Source organism: Kitasatospora sp. NPDC001119 (genome assembly GCF_053598475.1).
Window position 1 is genome coordinate 224,974 of the sequence record NZ_JBSFKI010000005.1, and the last position, 15,263, is coordinate 240,236.

Below are 15,263 nucleotides of genomic sequence, written 5' to 3' on the forward strand. Positions count from 1 at the left end.
CAAACCGGCCCTCCGCCGCGCCGTGCTCCGGCCCGGCCGGTCCGTTGCTCATCGTGCGCTCACGGCTTCCACTCGACGGCCAGGTTCGGCGCCGGGCTGCCGCTCGGCGGGACCTGCATGGTCTTCAGGGTGAACTCCATCACCTGCTTGAACACCGGGCCGCACAGCTGGCCGCCGAAGTGGCCGTTGACCGGGCCCTGGAGGGTGCAGGAGACGGTGTAGCGGGGGGCGTCGGCGGGGGCGAAGCCGATGAAGGAGGCGGTGTAGCCGTCGTAGCCCTTGCCGTCGGCGGCGCCCCGGTCGGCGGTGCCGGTCTTGCCCGCGACCCGGTAGCCGGGGATGGCGGCCTTGCCGCCGGTGCCCTGCTCGTCGTCGACGACCGACTCCAGCATCGAGGTGAGGGTCTTGGCCGTCTCCGGGCTGACCACCCGGGTCTGCTCCCCCGGCGCGCTCGGGGCGTACTTGCCGTTCGGGTCGGTGACGCCCTGGACGATGCTGGGCGCGACCCGGACCCCGCCGTTGGCGATGGTCGAGTAGACCGAGGTGGCCTGGAGCGCGTTCATCTGCAGCGGGCCCTGGCCGAAGGAGATGTTGTACTTCTCCGAGGCGACCAGGTCCTCCGGCTTCTTGAGCATCCCGGAGGTCTCCCCGGGGAAGCCCAGACCGGTCGGCTGGGCCACCCCGAACTTGCGCATGTAGCCGTCCAGCACCTGGTTGGTCTTCAGCTGGTCGCCGCCGCCGAGGGTCTCGACCGCCTCGATGGTGCCGATGTTGGAGGACTTGGCGAGCACCCCGGCCAGGGTCAGGTGCCAGTCGCCGTGCTCGACGTCGTCCTTGAACTGCTGCCCGGCCCGGACCAGCCGGTTGGGCACGGTCACCTTGGTGTCCCAGTTGGCCGTGCCGGAGTCCAGCACCGCGGCCAGGCTCATCAGCTTGGCGGTGCTGCCCGGTTCGTACGCGTCGACCAGGGCCGGGTTGCCCATCTGGGACTGCTTGGCCAGGCTCAGGTCGTTCGGGTTGAAGCCGGGCGCGGTGGCCATCGCGAGGACCTGGCCGGTCTTCACGTCCTGGACCACCACGTAGCCCTTCTCCGCGCCGGAGTTGGCCACCTGGTCGGTGATCGCCCGCTGGGCGGCCCACTGGATGTCCCGGTTGATGGTCAGCTTCACGTCGTCGCCCGGCACGGCCGGCTCCATCGAGCCCCCGGCGGTGGGCACCAGCCGCCCGCCCGACTGGGCGTAGCTGCTGTGGCCGTCCTTGCCGGCCAGCAGCTTCTGGTACTGCTGCTCCAGGCCGCCGGCGCCCTCGCCCTCGGCGTTGACGAAGCCGACCAGGTTGGCGGCCAGGCCGTCCGCCGGGTAGATCCGCTTCTGGGTCTCCCGGTTGAACACCCCGGCCAGCGGGTTGGCGCACTCGTTGTCCACCCGGGTGCGCCCGCCCTGGTCGGCGGGCTTGCCGAGCAGCTTCTTCTGGGCCTGGCAGGCCCGCGAGCCGGCCTGCTTCTCCAGGCCCGACTTGAGGTCGCTGATCTGCTTCTTGGCGGCCGGGGTCTGCTGGGCCGCGAGCCGCTTGTAGCGGGTCTTGGGGGTGTGCAGGTCGGTGGCGATCTTCTCCTTGGGCACGCCGAGGATCGGCGACAGCAGCGCGGCCGCCTGCTCCGGCGCGTCCGGGATGCCGGTCGCCTCCGGGGTGAACATCGCCGGGTCGGCGGTGATGTCGTACGCGTCCACGGTGGCCGCCAGCGCGACCCCGTCGGAGGACGTTATCGAGCCGCGTTCGGCGGTGATCGGGATGTTCATGTAGCGGTTGGTGTTGGCGTCGGCGGCCAGCGCGTCGGCGTCCACCAGCTGGAGCTGCACCAGGCGGCCCGCGAAGACGGAGAACACCAGCGACAGCACCACGGAGATCACCCGCAGCCGGCGCTTCGGCTCGGCCAGCTTGAGCGCCTTGGGGCGCAGCGGCGGACGGCTCTTCGGGCGCACCGCCGCCTGGCTGCGGGCCGGCGGGCGCCCCTCGGGGCGGCGCTGCTGCGGCGCCCGCGGGGTACGGCCGGCGGAGGCCGACTTGGCGGGCTGGGCCTTGGCCGACTGGCTGCGCGCGGGCTGGCCCTTCGCGGGCTGGCTGCGCGCGGGCTGGCCCTTCGCGGGCTGGCTCCTGGCCGGCTGCCCCTTGGCGGGCTGGGCCTTGGTGGGCTGACCGCGGCCGGCGGCGGACTGCGCGCGCGGCGCGGTGCCCCGGGGCACCGGACGGCGGCCGTTGCCGCTGCCGGAACCGCCGGTCCCGCCCGGCTGACGTGGAGTGCTCATGCGGCCACCTCGCCGCGCTCGCCGGGCGCCTCGCGCCCGTCGCACCTTCTGACGGTCCACTGGCTCATCGGCCCGCGCCTCCGTTCGGCTTCGCGGCCGCGGCGGGCGAGACCGGGTTGAGCTGGATCACCGAGTCGCCGGCGGACGTCGCCGGGGCCGGTGCGGGCGGCGGCGCGGCCGGCGAGGGGGCACCGCCCGGCTGCGGCGCGGCCGGTGACGGCCCGGCGGCGGGCTGGGCCGCGCTCGGCTGGGCGGCACCGGAGGGGGTCCTGGTCGGCCACGGCTCGGCCGTGGAGCGCTTGACCGGCGGGCTGTCCTGCGCCGGACCGGGGGTGCCGACCACCTTGCCGCCGTTCGGGACGTCCAGGAAGGCCATCCCGCCGGCCGGGACCATGCCCAGCTCGGCGGCGCGCCTGGCCAGCGCGTCCGGGGCCGAGCTCTGGTCGATCTCGTGCTGGAGGCTCTGCTGTTCGTCGGTCGCCACGGTGGTCTGCTTCTGCAGTCGGGACAGCTCGAAGGAGCCCTCGTTGAGTGCGGTGTTCAGCGCGAGCAGGCCGAGCAGCCCGGCCGCCAGCAGCACCACGACGAGCACCGCGAACGGTGTGCGCCTCCGTACCGGACGCCTGCCCGGCCGGACCGTGATCCGCGCCCTGCCCTGCCCGGGGAGTCCTCCCCGCCCCGCCCGGACCTCACCGGCCACCGGCCCCACCGCTTTCCTCCGCCCTTCGGACCCCGCCGGGCCGGTTCGTCAGCCCCGCTTGCTTCGGTCCCTGATCCTCTCCGCCACCCGCAGCCGTACGGGCGCGGCGCGCCGGTTCTCCTCGATCTCCTCCTCGGTGGCCAGCTCGGCACCGCGAGTGATCAGTTTGAGCCAGGGCTGGTGCTCCTCCGGGATGAACGGCAGCCCCGGCGGAGCGGTGTTGGTCGCACCGGCGGCCAGGTACTGCTTGACGAGCCGGTCCTCCAGCGACTGGTAGGACATCACCACGATCCGGCCGCCGATCGCGAGGACGTCCAGCGCCCCCGGGATCGCCCGGTCCAGGACCTCCAGCTCGCCGTTGACCTCGATCCGCAGCGCCTGGAACGTCCGCTTCGCCGGGTTCCCGCCGGTCCGACGGGTCGCCGCCGGAATGGCGTTCCGCACCAACTCGACCAGACGCGCGCTGTTGGTGAACGGTTCCTTCTCCCGCTCCCGCAGGATCGCCGAGGCGATCTTCCCGGCGAACCGCTCCTCGCCGTACACCTTGAGGATGCGGGCCAGGTCGCCGTGGCCGTAGGTGTTCAGCACCTCCGCCGCGCTGATCCCCCGGGTCTGGTCCATCCGCATGTCCAGCGGCGCGTCCTGCGCGTACGCGAAGCCGCGCTCCGCCTCGTCCAGCTGCATCGAGGAGACGCCGAGGTCGAACAGGACGCCGTCGACCCGGTCGATGTCCAGGCGCTCCAGCACCTCGGGGATCTCGTCGTAGACGGCGTGCACCAGGGTCGCCCGGTCGCCGAACGGGGCCAGCCGCTCGCCGGACAGCTTCAGCGCCGCCGGGTCGCGGTCCACCGCGACCAGCCGCACCTCCGGGAACTGGGTCAGCAGCGCCTCGCTGTGCCCGCCGAGGCCGAGGGTGGCGTCCACCACGACGGCCCCGGGGCGCGAGATCGCCGGTGCGAGCGCGTCCATGCACCGCTGGAGCATCACCGGAACGTGCTTGGGGCCCGGTTCGTTGGTGGTCATGCGCGGTGGCGCCCTTCCTCGGTGCGGAGCAGCCCGACGTCCGGGAGCTGCGACCATTCTCGCCCACCGTGCCCCGGCACGACGAAGCGGCCCGTGGTCCCCGCCCGCTCGAGGGGAAGGTCGTGACCGCCCGGCGCCGGGGAAGGTGCGCCAGGTGGGCACGGAGCGGGAGGAGGCCACGGGCCGCTTCGACCGGGCCGCACCGGCCGGGGAAGCCCCGTTGACGGGCCCCGGCGGGTGTGCTCCACTGCGCCGCAAACTCTATCGCGCGGCCCCTGCCAGTCAATGGCCCGCTCCGGCGCACCACCCGGGCGGCGGTACGGATCACCGCAGGTCGCGGCCCTCGGGGCGGACCGGCGGCGGTCCGGATCGGGGGCCTTCGGCGGCGGGCGCGCGCCCCCTGGCCGCCCCGCGTGCGGGGTCGGCGGCGGCCGCTCCGGGAGCAGCTCCCGTTGTGGCGATGCACCCGATCACGGCCCGCCGTTCTGTAGCTCCCGGCCCCACCGCGCGGGCCCGATCCGCACTAACGTCGCCCCCATGACAGTGACACCCGACCGGCCCTCGCCGAACGCCGCTGCCGACCCTGCCAGACCCACCGTCATCGACCGCTTCGTCACGGCCAACCGCGCCTACGCGGTGACCTTCCGGGACGGCGGCATGGACGCCCGCCCGGTGCAGAAGATCGCCGTGGTCGCCTGCATGGACGCCCGACTCGACCTGTTCGCCGCGCTCGGCCTCGAACTCGGCGACGCCCACGTCATCCGCAACGCCGGCGGCGTCGTCACCGACGACACCATCCGGTCCCTGACCATCAGCCAGCGCGCCCTCGGCACCCGCTCGATCGCGCTGATCCACCACACCGGCTGCGGCCTGCTCGGGCTGACCGAGGACTTCCGCCGCGAGCTGGAGCTGGAGGTCGGCCAGCGCCCGCAGTGGGCGGTGGAGGCCTTCGTCGACCTGGACGGCGACGTCCGCCAGTCCATGCAGCGCGTCCGCACCTCTCCCTTCCTGCCGCACACCGACGACGTCCGCGGCTTCGTCTTCGACGTCCACACCGGCCTGCTCCGCGAGATCGACTGAGCGACCCGCCCCGACCCTGCCCGGCCGACGGTGTCCGGGCATTCGGGCACCGCCGAATGGTGACTTCTGGCCATCCCGCGGGGGAGAATGCGCCTGCCGGTCGGACCCCGAACCACCTGGGGCGGCCAGGCCGCAGGCCGCCTTCCCGGCCGCCGGCTCCTCGTTCGGAACCGCCCCCGGGACGGCCGCGTCAAGCATGGGGTGGGGTCCGGCCTCGGGACGGGGCGGGCACAGGGTGCCAGGGAGCGTATACGGGTGACGAGCTACAAGGATCAGGCCGGACTCGGCAGTCCCGCGGGGGGCGAACCGCAGCGGGCGGGCGGGTTCCGGCAGACCGGGCTCCCCGAACTCGCCGCGGTCGTGGACCGCGTGCGCGGCAACGTCGAGAGCGTGATCGAGGGCAAGCCGGAGGCCGTCCGGATCGCCCTGACCGTCCTGCTCGCCGAGGGCCACCTGCTGCTGGAGGACGTGCCCGGCGTCGGCAAGACCATGCTGGCCAAGGCGCTCGCCCGCTCGCTCGACTGCACCGTGCGCCGCATCCAGTTCACGCCCGACCTGCTGCCCTCGGACGTCACCGGCACCAACATCTACGACCAGCAGCGGCACGACTTCGAGTTCCGCCCGGGCGCGATCTTCGCCCAGGTCGTGGTCGGCGACGAGATCAACCGCGCCTCGCCGAAGACCCAGTCGGCGCTGCTGGAGTCCATGGAGGAGCGCCAGGTCACCATCGACGGCACCAGCTACGAACTGCCCTCGCCGTTCATGGTCGTGGCCACCCAGAACCCGGTCGAGATGGAGGGCACGTACCCCCTGCCGGAGGCCCAGCGCGACCGCTTCATGGCCCGGATCTCGATCGGCTACCCCAGCCCCGAGGCCGAGCTCGCGATGCTCGACACCCACGCCGGCGCCAGCCCGCTGGAGGACCTCCAGCCGGTCGCGCACGCCTCCGACATCCTCAAGCTGATCGACCTGGTCCGCACCGTGCACATCGCCGACCCGGTCCGCCGCTACGCCGTCGACCTGGTCGGCGCCACCCGCACCAGCCCCGAGCTGCGCCTGGGCGCCTCGCCCCGCGCGACCCTGCACCTGGTCCGGGCCGCCCGCGCCGCCGCCGCGCTGGACGGGCGCGACTACGTCACCCCCGACGACATCCAGCGCCTCGCCGTCCCGGTCCTGGCGCACCGTCTGATGCCGACCGCCGAGACCCAGCTCAGCCGCCGCACCTCCGAGCAGATCGTGGCCGACCTGGTCGCCCGGCTGCCGCTGCCGCGCCCGCAGGGCGGCCCGGCCGTCCGGAGGGGCTGAGGTGGCCCAGTCCGAATCATCGGGACTGCGGGCCGGGTTCCGCGGTCTCACCACCCGGGGGCGGTCCTTCCTCGCTGCCGGGGTCACCGCGGTGGCCTGCTCCTACCTGCTCGACCAGGACGCCCTGCTGCGCGTCGGCGTCCTGCTCGCCGCGCTGCCGCTGGTCGCCGTGGTGGTCGTCGCCAACACCCGCTACCGGGTGGCCAGCGGACGCCGGCTCAGCCCGCGCCGGGCGGTCGCCGGCCAGGAGGCCCGGGTCCACCTGCGGGTCGACAACGTCTCCCGGGTGCCCACCGGGGTGCTGCTGCTGGAGGACAAGGTCCCGTACGTGCTCGGGCCGCGCCCGCGCTTCGTGCTGGACCGGGTCGAGCCGCGCGGCCACCGCGAGGTCTCCTACCGGGTCCGCTCCGACCTGCGCGGCCGCTACCCGCTCGGGCCGCTCCAGCTGCGGCTGTCCGACCCGTTCGGGATGTGCGAGGTGACCCGTGCCTTCACCGCCTCCGACGTCCTCACCGTCGTCCCCCAGGTCCAGGCGCTGCCGTCGGTACGGCTCAGCGGCGAGTGGATCGGCCAGGGCGAGAGCCACAGCCGCACCCTGGCGCTGGCCGGCGACGACGACGTGATCCTGCGCGAGTACCGGCCCGGCGACGACCTGCGCCGGGTGCACTGGCGCTCCACCGCCCGGTACGGCGAGCTGATGGTGCGCCGCGAGGAGCAGCCGCAGCAGGCCCGGGCCACCGTCGTGCTGGACACCCGGGAGATCGCCCACCGGGGCAGCGGCCCCGCCTCCTCCTTCGAGTGGGCGGTCGGCTGCGCCGCCTCGGTCGCCGTGCACCTGCTGGAGCGCGGCTACCAGACCCGGCTGCTCACCGACACCGGGCTGTCGGTGCCCGGGCCGGGCACGGGCGGCAGCCACAGCGGCGCCGACACCTCCGGGCTGGTCCTGGACGCCCTCGCGGTCGCCGACCTGTCCGACGGCGGCACCCTCTCCCGCGCCGAGGACCCGCTGCGCGCCGGCGGCGAGGGCCTGCTGGTCGCCGTCCTCGGCGAGCTGGACGACGCCCAGGCCACCCGGCTGGGCCGGCTGCGCAGCCGCGCCGGCGGGGCGATCGCCTTCCTGCTGGACACCGGCACCTGGGCCGGCCTGCGGATGCTCGCCCCGGACACCGGCGGCGACGACTTCCGGGCCCGGGTCCAGCAGCTGCGCGAAGCCGGCTGGACGGTGATCCCGGTACGGGCCGGGGACTCCGTACCGGACCTGTGGCGGGCCGCCGACGGCAGCCGGACGACCGCCCCCTACCGAGAAGAGGCCGGCGCGTGACCACCCGGGCCAAACTGACCGCGTACTCGGCGCTGGCCACCGCCCTCGCCGCGCTGTGCATGATGCCGCTGCTCACCACCCGCAGCTGGCTCACCCACGCCCTCCTGGTGATCGCCGTGGTCGCCGCGGCCGGCGCGGGCCTGCGCCGCGCCCCGGTGTACCGCTGGACGGTGCCGCTCGGGCAGCTGCTGGTCCTGCTCCTCCTGCTGCTGCTCGGCTTCGCCGGCGAGGGTGGGATGCTGCCCGGCCCGTCCGCGCTGCGGGTCCTGGACCAGGTCTTCACCGCCGGCCTGGACGACATACAGCAGTACGCCATCCCGGCTCCGCCCACCGCCGGACTGCGGCTGATCCTGGTCTCGGCGATCGGGCTGATCGCCGTCGCGGTGGACACCGTCGCGGTGACCTACCGGCGCTCGGCGCTGGCCGGGCTGCCGCTGCTGGCGCTGTACTCGGTCGGCAACGGCCTGGCCGGGGAGCACGGCAGCTGGGTCTGGTTCGCCGTCGCCGCGGCCGGCTACCTGCTGCTGCTGTTCGCCGAGGGCCAGGACCGGGTCTCCCGCTGGGGCCGGGTGTTCTACGGCGGTGCGCGCGGCTCGGTGGAGTCCGGCCGGGTCAGCCCGGGCGGCCGGCAGGTCGGCGTGCTGGCCCTGGCGGTGGCGCTGCTGCTGCCGGTGGTCCTGCCGCACTGGAGCTTCGGGCTGCTGAACTCCGGCTCCGGCGGATCGGGCGGCAAGGGCGTCGGCGGGAGCCTGTCGACCAGTCTCGACCCGCTGGTCAGCCTGGAGGCCGCGATCTCCAAGCCGACCGACGCGGAGCTGCTCAGCTACACCCTGGACACCCCGCTGGCCGACCAGGTCTACCTGCGGACCGGCTCGCTCGACCAGTTCGACGGCGTCAACTGGCGGCTCGGCAGCACCACCGTCCAGGACCTCCCGGCGGCCCTGCCCGCCCCCGAGGGCCTGCGCGATCCCCAGGTGGCCCGGTTCGACGGCGACTTCAAGGTCGACGAGCGGCTGGGGGGGAGCTGGCTGCCGATGCCCTACCCGGCCGCCTCCGTCCAGCTCCCCGACCGGAGCGCCTGGAAGCTCGACCCGCTGACCCGTACCGTCCTGCCGACCAGCGACAAGGCGATCCGCGGCCTGAGCTACCACGTCACCGCCCTGGACGTGCGGCCCACCGCCAACGAGCTGCGCCTCGCGGGCACCGCGCCGTCGGACATCAGGGAGCGCTACACCGCCCTCCCGACCGACCTGCCGCCGGTCGTCGCCGAGCAGGCCAAGGCCGTCACCGCCGGCGCGAAGAACGACTTCGACCGGGCGACGGCGCTGGTCAACTGGTTCACCGGGCCGGGCTTCACGTACGACACCGCCGTCAGCGGCGGCACCGGCAGCAACGCCATCGCCGTCTTCCTGCGCGACCGCCGGGGCTTCTGCGTGCACTTCGCCTCCACCATGGCGGCGATGGCCCGGGAGCTGAAGATCCCGGCCCGGGTGGCCGTCGGCTTCACCCCCGGCGACAGCAAGGGCGGCAACGTCTACTCGGTGACCGGCCGGATGTACCACGCCTGGCCCGAGCTGTACTTCACGGGCTACGGCTGGCTGCGCTTCGAGCCGACCCCGAGCCGCGGCGTCCCGACCCGCTACACCGAGGCGTCCACCGCCCCGACCACCGCGCCGACCCAGCAGGCGACCGCCGCCCCGCAGACCGCCTCGGCCGCCCCGCTGCCGAGTTCCGGCTCGGACTGCACCGCCAAGCAGCGCCAGCTCGGCGAGTGCGGTTCCAAGGACAAGGCCGTCGCCAAGACCGCCGAGGAGTCCTGGCTGCTCTCCGGCCAGGTGCTCGGCACCCTGGCCGCGGTGCTCGCGCTGATCGCCCTGCTGCTCGTCCCGATGGTCTGGCGCGCGGCCGTACGCCGACGCCGCTTGGGCGGCGGCGGGCGGCGCGGGCCCGGCGGGAGCGGAGCGGCGGAGCTGACCGACGCCCAGGTCCTGGCCGCCTGGGACGAGCTGGTCGACTCCGCCTGGGACCTCGGAATTCCCCCGGACGAGTCACGCACCCCGCGCTCGGCGGCCCACCGGATCACCGAGAAGGCCCACCTGGACGCGGATTCGGCGGCGGCCACCGGCCGACTGGCGCTGGCCACCGAGCGGGTGCTCTACGCCCCGCCCGGGCAGCCCGTCACCGAACCGCTGGCCGCCGACGTCCGCACCGTTCGGCGCGGGCTGCGGGCGGCCGCCGGCCGGGCCGGACGGACCAGGGCGCTGCTGCTGCCGCCGTCCTCGGCGCAGCTGTGGTGGCGGATCTCCGACGCGGCGCGGGCGGCCCGGGCGACGGCCGGCGCCGCGGTCGGCCGGGCGGTCGAGGCCGTCTCCGCGCCGGTGCGGCGGGTCCTCACCCGGGGCAAGCGGTCCACCCCGGAGTCCTGACCCGGGGGTTTCCCTTCCGGACACGAAGCCGGGGCGGGCAGTCGATCGACTGCCCGCCCCGGCTTCGTACGTATCGGCCGAGCGGCTCAGAACCCGCCGGTCTGCTCGTCCCGGCGGCGCTGCCAGCGCTGCTCCACCCGGTCCATCATCCCGGCCTTGCGGCGCGGGGCGGCGGCCGGACGGGCTCCGGCGCCCTGGCCCGCGGGACCGCGGCGCCAGCCGGTCACGGCGAACACCGCGCACCCGAGCATCACCAGGAAGCCCACGACGCTGACCCAGATCTGATCCGGTACGACCATGCCGCCCATCAGCAGGCCGATGCCCACCACGAAGCCGGCGACGGCCAGGTAGACCCGCCGACGGGTGTAGGTGCGCAGCCCGGTTCCCTCAAGCGCAGACGCGAATTTGGGATCTTCGGCATACAGCGCTCGCTCCATCTGGTCGAGCAGTCGCTGCTCGTGCTCCGAGAGCGGCACGGAGTCCTCCTACTCGTCGGTCGCGGGTGCGACCGGTCCGCCCACCCCGGTCGGGGAGGCAAGTCCAATCAGCCTTGGGGCACACGGTCGGACGCCCGTGCGGGGGACCCGGCCCGTGTCGTCCATATGCCCCACGCGTCCGGCTGTCATGCTTTCCGGCTTTACCCAGATCATACGGTCCGTGGGCCCGTTACGGGGTGGTCTGCGCCGCGTGGGACGGGCCACTTCGAGCGGGGACGGCCGCATCGGAGTCAACGCGCCACGCCCCGGACAAGTGCCCGATCGGATGGAATCGTCCCGGACCTGGGGAGGTTTGCCGCCGGGCCGCACCGCCCGGCCGCCGCCGGGCCCGGAAACGGGCGGGCCTCCGAGGGGTCACGGCGCGGGAACGGGCGGGCCTCCAGGGCGCGAACCACCGCCGTACGGCGGGCAAAAAAACCGTACGACGGCGGAGGCGCGCGTGAAGGGGCGCGCGGGCCGGGAGGGGCGCCTCAGGCCAGGGTGGCCAGCAGGTGCAGCTGGGTCGCCACCGCGTGGAAGGCGGGCTGCGCGGCGGCGGCCTCCTCCAGCTTCAGCAGCGCGTCCAGCGCGCCCGGCTCGGTGTCCACCAGCACACCGGGGACGAGGTCGGAGAAGACCCGTACACCGTGCACCGACTGCACCCGCAGGCCCGCAGCCTCGGCCAGCCGGCCCAGCTCCTCGCCGGTGAAGCGGCGCGGCATCGGGTCCTGCTCGCCCCAGCGGCCGTCGGCGGCGGACAGCACGGTGCGGGCCTCGGTGAAGTGGCCGGCCAGTGCGCGGGCCAGCACGGCGCCGTTGCGGTTGGCCGCCAGCAGGCTGACCACGCCGCCCTTGCGCAGGGCGCCCGCCAGGCTGCCGAGCGCCTCGGCCGGGTCGTCCACGACCTCCAGCACGCCGTGGCAGAGCACCGCGTCCACGCTGCCGGGGGCGACCAGCTCGGGCAGGGTCTGGGTGTCACCCTGGACGGCCCGCACCAGGTCCGTCACACCGGCCTCGGCGGCCCGGCGCTCCAGGGCGAACAGGGCGTCCGGGCTCGGGTCGACCACGGTGACGCGGTGGCCGAGCTTGGCGACCGGCACCGCGAAGTTCCCGGTGCCGCCGCCGGTGTCGACCACGTCGAGCACCGGCTGGTCCAGCTCGGCCGACCGCTTCTCCAGGGCCGCCCGGACCACCTCCCACACCACGGCGGTACGCAGGGCACTGCGGGGACGCGTCGGGTACAAGGTGGGACTCCTTGGCACGTGCAGTTCGATCAGGTTGCCTCCACCTTAGAGCCTGTCCCAGGGATCCTTGCCGGGCCCACGACGCCGTCCGACGGGAGCCGGGGCGGGGGCGGCGCGGCGTGCAGGCCGAGCAGGCGCTCGACCAGGCGCAGGAAGAGGGCGGAGTTGCGGACCAGGTCGTCGGCGTCGCGGGCCGAGGCGGCGCCCCTGATCCCGGCCTCGGCGGCGGCCCGGCGGCGGGCGCCGGCACCGTAGTAGACCGCCCACTCGGCGAGCTCCGGGGCCACCTCGGGCAGCACCTCCCAGGCGCTGCGGATGGCCTTGCGCCGGCGCGGGCTCTTCTCCGGGCGGCCGCGCACCGCCAGGACGGCCGCCACCGTGCGCAGCGCGGCCAGGTGGGCGGTGGCGTAGCGCTCCAGCGGGTCCTCCAGGGCGCGGGCCCGGGTGAGGGTGCGGTGGGCGTCGGCGAGCAGGTCGAGGGCGGCCGGCGGCGCGGCGACCCGGCGCAGCACGGGGTGGACGTCGGCTCCGGCGGGGCGCCCGGCGGACGGGCCCGGGAGCTGCGGCGGGGCGGCGGAGTGGAGGCGGGCGGTGACGGGCTCAGGACGGCTGACGGTCATGGTCTCCCCCGTTCCGAGGCAGCGCGCGGACCGGGTGGTCCGTGCCCCTCCATCGTGAACGGCACCACTGACAATCCGGCCGGGCCGGCCGCGCCCCGGGCGGCTCCGGAAGGGCGTCCGGAAAAGGCGTAGCGGCGGCGGGCGCGGTCCTCCCCCGGTTCCGCGCCGCCGCCGTGCCGTCGCTCCGCCGCTCCCCCGTGGTCGGCGGTGGCGAGCTCCCCCCTCGCGGCCGGTCTCCCCCCGGCCCGCTCCGCCGCCCCGTGTCGGCGGTGCGGGGACCGTGACCAGCCCCGTGGCGGTCCGTCCGCCGCCTCCCCGGGCCGGTTCGGCCGGGGGACGGACGGATCCGCCGCCCGGGCGGGCCCGGCGCCCGACGCGCCGCCCTCCCGGGTGCCACCACTCTCCCGTCTCCGCAGGTCGGGGGCCATCCGCTGACGTACTCAACCGCGGATCTGAGTATTTGTACTCAGTGCGCCCCGGCCCGTCCCGGTCCGGCCGGCCGCCGGAACCGGCGGGTGCGTCCACGGCGTCCCGGGTGCCGGGTACGGTACGGCGGGGCCGGGCGGTACCGGCCCGCCGGACGACCAGGGGACGCGATGACGAGGAGGGGGACGAGATGACGGTCCTGCCGCTGATCTTCACCAGCGGACTGGCCAGCGGCATCAACGCCTACGCGGTGGTGCTGCTGCTCGGCCTGCTGGGCAGGTTCGCCGACGCGGACTCGGTGCCGCAGGCGCTGGAGCGCACCGACGTGCTGGTCGTGGCCGCGGTGCTGTTCGCGCTGGAGGCGGTGGCCGACAAGATCCCGTACGTGGACAGCGTCTGGGACGTCGTGCACACGGTGATCCGGCCGGTCGCCGGCGCCACCGTCGGCGTGCTGATCGCGGGCAACGACCCCGGCTCGCTGAGCGAGGTCGCGGCCGGCGCGATGGGCGGCACCTCGGCCCTGGTCAGCCACCTGGTGAAGGCCTCGCTGCGGATGGCCGTCAACACCTCCCCCGAGCCGGCCAGCAACATCGTGGTCAGCATGGCCGAGGACCTCTCGGTGGCCGGCCTGATCACCCTGGCGATCTTCCACCCCTGGCTGGCCGCCTCGGTCGCCGCCGTGGTCCTGGCCGCCGGGCTGCTGCTGGTCTGGCTGGCGGTCAGCCGGATCCGCGCCTTCCGGGCCCGCCGCCGCGAACGCCGGGCCGCCCGGGCGGCGGCGGGGAGCGCCTGAGACTGGTCCTAGGATCAGGTGCCATGGCAAAGATCGTCGTCATCGGCGCAGGAATGAGCGGGCTCGCGGCGGCCTCCCGGCTGGCGACCCTCGGCCACCGGGTGACGGTCTGCGAGGCGGGCGGCACCTACGGGGGCATGGTCGGGCGGTACGAGCGCGAGGGCTTCGCCTTCGACACCGGGCCCGGCCTGCTCACCCTCCCGGCGGTCTACCGCGACCTCGCGCTGAAGACCGGCAAGGAGCCCCTGGAGCAGCTGGTCGAGCTGGCCCCGGTCGACCCGGAGAGCCGGCACCTGTTCCCCGACGGCACCGCCGTCACCCTGCCGAACGCCTCCCGCGGCGGCGTCAGCCAGGCGCTGGACGCCGCCTTCGGGGCCGGCTCCGGCGCCCGCTGGAGCGCGGTGATGAACCACGGCCGGACGGTCTGGGAGGCCACCCGCCGCCCGCTGCTGGAGGAGCCGCTGCCGGCCGAGCGCGGCGTCCTGTCCCCGGCCGACCGGGCCCTGGTGGGCACCGACCCGTACCCCGTCCCGCCGCGCACCGGCCTGGCCCGGCTGCGCCGCGCCCAGCCGTGGTCCCTGGAGCACGTGGCCGCGCGCGAGCTCGACGGCCACCCCGGCCTGACCGCCCTGCTGTGCGAGCCCGCGCTGCGGTACGGCTTCACCTCGGCCATGGCACCCGCCGGGGCCACCGTGCTGCCGTACATGGAGCAGTCCTTCGGCGTCTGGTACGTCCGGGGCGGGCTGCGGGCCCTCGCGGACGCGGTGTACCGGCGCTGCGAGCTGCGCAAGGTCGCGTTCCGCTTCGACACCCCGGTCACCCGGGTGGTCGTCGAGGGCGGCCGGGCGACCGGGGTCGAGACGGCGGACGGCCGGATCGACGCGGACCTGGTGGTCTCCGCGATGGACACCGACGCCTTCTACCGCCACGGCCTGGCCGAGTGGCCGGGGCTGCCGCCCGGGGAGTGGGAGCCGGTGGAGGTGCCCGGCCGCTTCAGCGTGCTGCTCGCCCTGCGCGGCCCCCGGCCCGAGGGCACCCCGCACCGCACGGTCGTCCACGCGGCCGACCCCGCCGCCGAGGCGAACGCCCTGACGCTCTCGGCGCCGCCCTGCGAGCGCCCCACCGTCCAGGTGCTGCGCCCGGACGACCCGGCGCTGCGGCCCGACGACGACCACGAGAGCGTGGTGCTGACCGCGACCGTCCCGGCCCAGGACGAGGTCGACTGGACCGTCCCCGGATTCGCCGACCGCTACGCCGACCGGCTGCTCGCCCACGTGGACGCGGCCGGCCTGGGCCTGCGCGAGCGGATCCTGTGGCGGGTCGTGCGCACCCCGGAGGACACCCGCCGGGAGACCGGCGCGCTGTTCGGCGCGGTCGCCCGCCCGGCCCTGGCCGGCTCCGCGGGCTCCTGGCTGAAGGCCGCCAACGAGTCCCCCGTCCCCGGCCTCTACCTGATCGGCGGCAACGCCCACCCCGGCGGCGGCCTCGCCCGCGTCGGCATGTCGGCCTGCATCACCGCCGGCCTGATCGGCCCGGCGTAACG

General features: G+C 75.2%; 12 protein-coding genes. 6 read left to right on the plus strand and 6 right to left on the minus strand.

The features are described from left to right. Positions 1-59 precede the first annotated feature (59 nt). The 3 genes from ACWDD9_RS08410 to rsmH all read right to left on the minus strand — a co-directional run bounded on the left by ACWDD9_RS08410 (position 60) and on the right by rsmH (position 4,029). Complete coding sequence (locus tag ACWDD9_RS08410) at positions 60-2,306, minus strand: penicillin-binding transpeptidase domain-containing protein (RefSeq protein WP_449811149.1); 2,247 nt, start codon at positions 2,304-2,306, stop codon at positions 60-62. Between the two features lie 64 nt (positions 2,307-2,370). Continuing rightward, positions 2,371-2,898 (minus strand): FtsB/FtsL family cell division protein, encoded by a 528-nt coding sequence (locus ACWDD9_RS08415; protein WP_380741661.1) that lies wholly within the window; start codon positions 2,896-2,898, stop codon positions 2,371-2,373. Between the two features lie 156 nt (positions 2,899-3,054). Beyond that, positions 3,055-4,029, minus strand: coding sequence for a 16S rRNA (cytosine(1402)-N(4))-methyltransferase RsmH (gene rsmH, locus ACWDD9_RS08420; RefSeq protein ID WP_117487438.1), 975 nt, complete (start codon positions 4,027-4,029; stop codon positions 3,055-3,057). Positions 4,030-4,566: 537 nt separating this feature from the next. Here rsmH and ACWDD9_RS08425 point away from each other — a divergent pair. The 4 genes from ACWDD9_RS08425 to ACWDD9_RS08440 all read left to right on the plus strand — a co-directional run bounded on the left by ACWDD9_RS08425 (position 4,567) and on the right by ACWDD9_RS08440 (position 10,161). Then, positions 4,567-5,109 carry a beta-class carbonic anhydrase gene (locus ACWDD9_RS08425; RefSeq protein ID WP_049651923.1) on the plus strand — a complete coding sequence of 181 codons (543 nt, stop codon included), beginning with the start codon at positions 4,567-4,569 and terminating at the stop codon, positions 5,107-5,109. Between the two features lie 360 nt (positions 5,110-5,469). Beyond that, positions 5,470-6,414 carry an AAA family ATPase gene (locus ACWDD9_RS08430; RefSeq protein ID WP_107086444.1) on the plus strand — a complete coding sequence of 315 codons (945 nt, stop codon included), beginning with the start codon at positions 5,470-5,472 and terminating at the stop codon, positions 6,412-6,414. A gap of 1 nt (position 6,415) precedes the next feature. After that, positions 6,416-7,735 carry a DUF58 domain-containing protein gene (locus tag ACWDD9_RS08435; RefSeq protein WP_449811150.1) on the plus strand — a complete coding sequence of 440 codons (1,320 nt, stop codon included), beginning with the start codon at positions 6,416-6,418 and terminating at the stop codon, positions 7,733-7,735. Further along, positions 7,732-10,161, plus strand: a complete 2,430-nt coding sequence (locus ACWDD9_RS08440; protein WP_079271764.1) for a transglutaminase TgpA family protein — start codon at positions 7,732-7,734, stop codon at positions 10,159-10,161. The genes ACWDD9_RS08435 and ACWDD9_RS08440 overlap by 4 nt, the downstream gene beginning before the upstream one ends. Positions 10,162-10,247: 86 nt before the next feature. On the opposite strand, the gene ACWDD9_RS08445 is transcribed toward ACWDD9_RS08440, so the two are convergent. The 3 genes from ACWDD9_RS08445 to ACWDD9_RS08455 form a co-directional block, all read right to left on the minus strand. Beyond that, positions 10,248-10,637 carry a DUF3040 domain-containing protein gene (locus ACWDD9_RS08445; protein WP_074000911.1) on the minus strand — a complete coding sequence of 130 codons (390 nt, stop codon included), beginning with the start codon at positions 10,635-10,637 and terminating at the stop codon, positions 10,248-10,250. A 491-nt stretch (positions 10,638-11,128) separates the two neighbouring features. Next, complete coding sequence (locus ACWDD9_RS08450) at positions 11,129-11,881, minus strand: methyltransferase domain-containing protein (protein ID WP_049651928.1); 753 nt, start codon at positions 11,879-11,881, stop codon at positions 11,129-11,131. Between the two features lie 29 nt (positions 11,882-11,910). Continuing rightward, positions 11,911-12,501 carry an SAV_6107 family HEPN domain-containing protein gene (locus ACWDD9_RS08455; RefSeq protein ID WP_074000909.1) on the minus strand — a complete coding sequence of 197 codons (591 nt, stop codon included), beginning with the start codon at positions 12,499-12,501 and terminating at the stop codon, positions 11,911-11,913. Between the two features lie 616 nt (positions 12,502-13,117). Between ACWDD9_RS08455 and ACWDD9_RS08460 the strand changes: the two genes are divergently transcribed. Beyond that, positions 13,118-13,720 (plus strand): DUF4126 domain-containing protein, encoded by a 603-nt coding sequence (locus ACWDD9_RS08460; protein ID WP_380777779.1) that lies wholly within the window; start codon positions 13,118-13,120, stop codon positions 13,718-13,720. Between the two features lie 23 nt (positions 13,721-13,743). Further along, complete coding sequence (locus tag ACWDD9_RS08465; RefSeq protein ID WP_449811151.1) at positions 13,744-15,261, plus strand: phytoene desaturase family protein; 1,518 nt, start codon at positions 13,744-13,746, stop codon at positions 15,259-15,261. Positions 15,262-15,263 lie beyond the last annotated feature (2 nt).

Coding starts and splice junctions, on each gene's coding strand:
- rsmH (WP_117487438.1), bottom strand. CDS start 4,029: ATGACCACCAACGAACCGGGCCCCAAGCACGTTCCGGTGATGCTCCAG.
- ACWDD9_RS08410 (WP_449811149.1), bottom strand. CDS start 2,306: ATGAGCACTCCACGTCAGCCGGGCGGGACCGGCGGTTCCGGCAGCGGC.
- ACWDD9_RS08425 (WP_049651923.1), top strand. CDS start 4,567: ATGACAGTGACACCCGACCGGCCCTCGCCGAACGCCGCTGCCGACCCT.
- ACWDD9_RS08460 (WP_380777779.1), top strand. CDS start 13,118: ATGACGGTCCTGCCGCTGATCTTCACCAGCGGACTGGCCAGCGGCATC.
- ACWDD9_RS08455 (WP_074000909.1), bottom strand. CDS start 12,501: ATGACCGTCAGCCGTCCTGAGCCCGTCACCGCCCGCCTCCACTCCGCC.
- ACWDD9_RS08465 (WP_449811151.1), top strand. CDS start 13,744: ATGGCAAAGATCGTCGTCATCGGCGCAGGAATGAGCGGGCTCGCGGCG.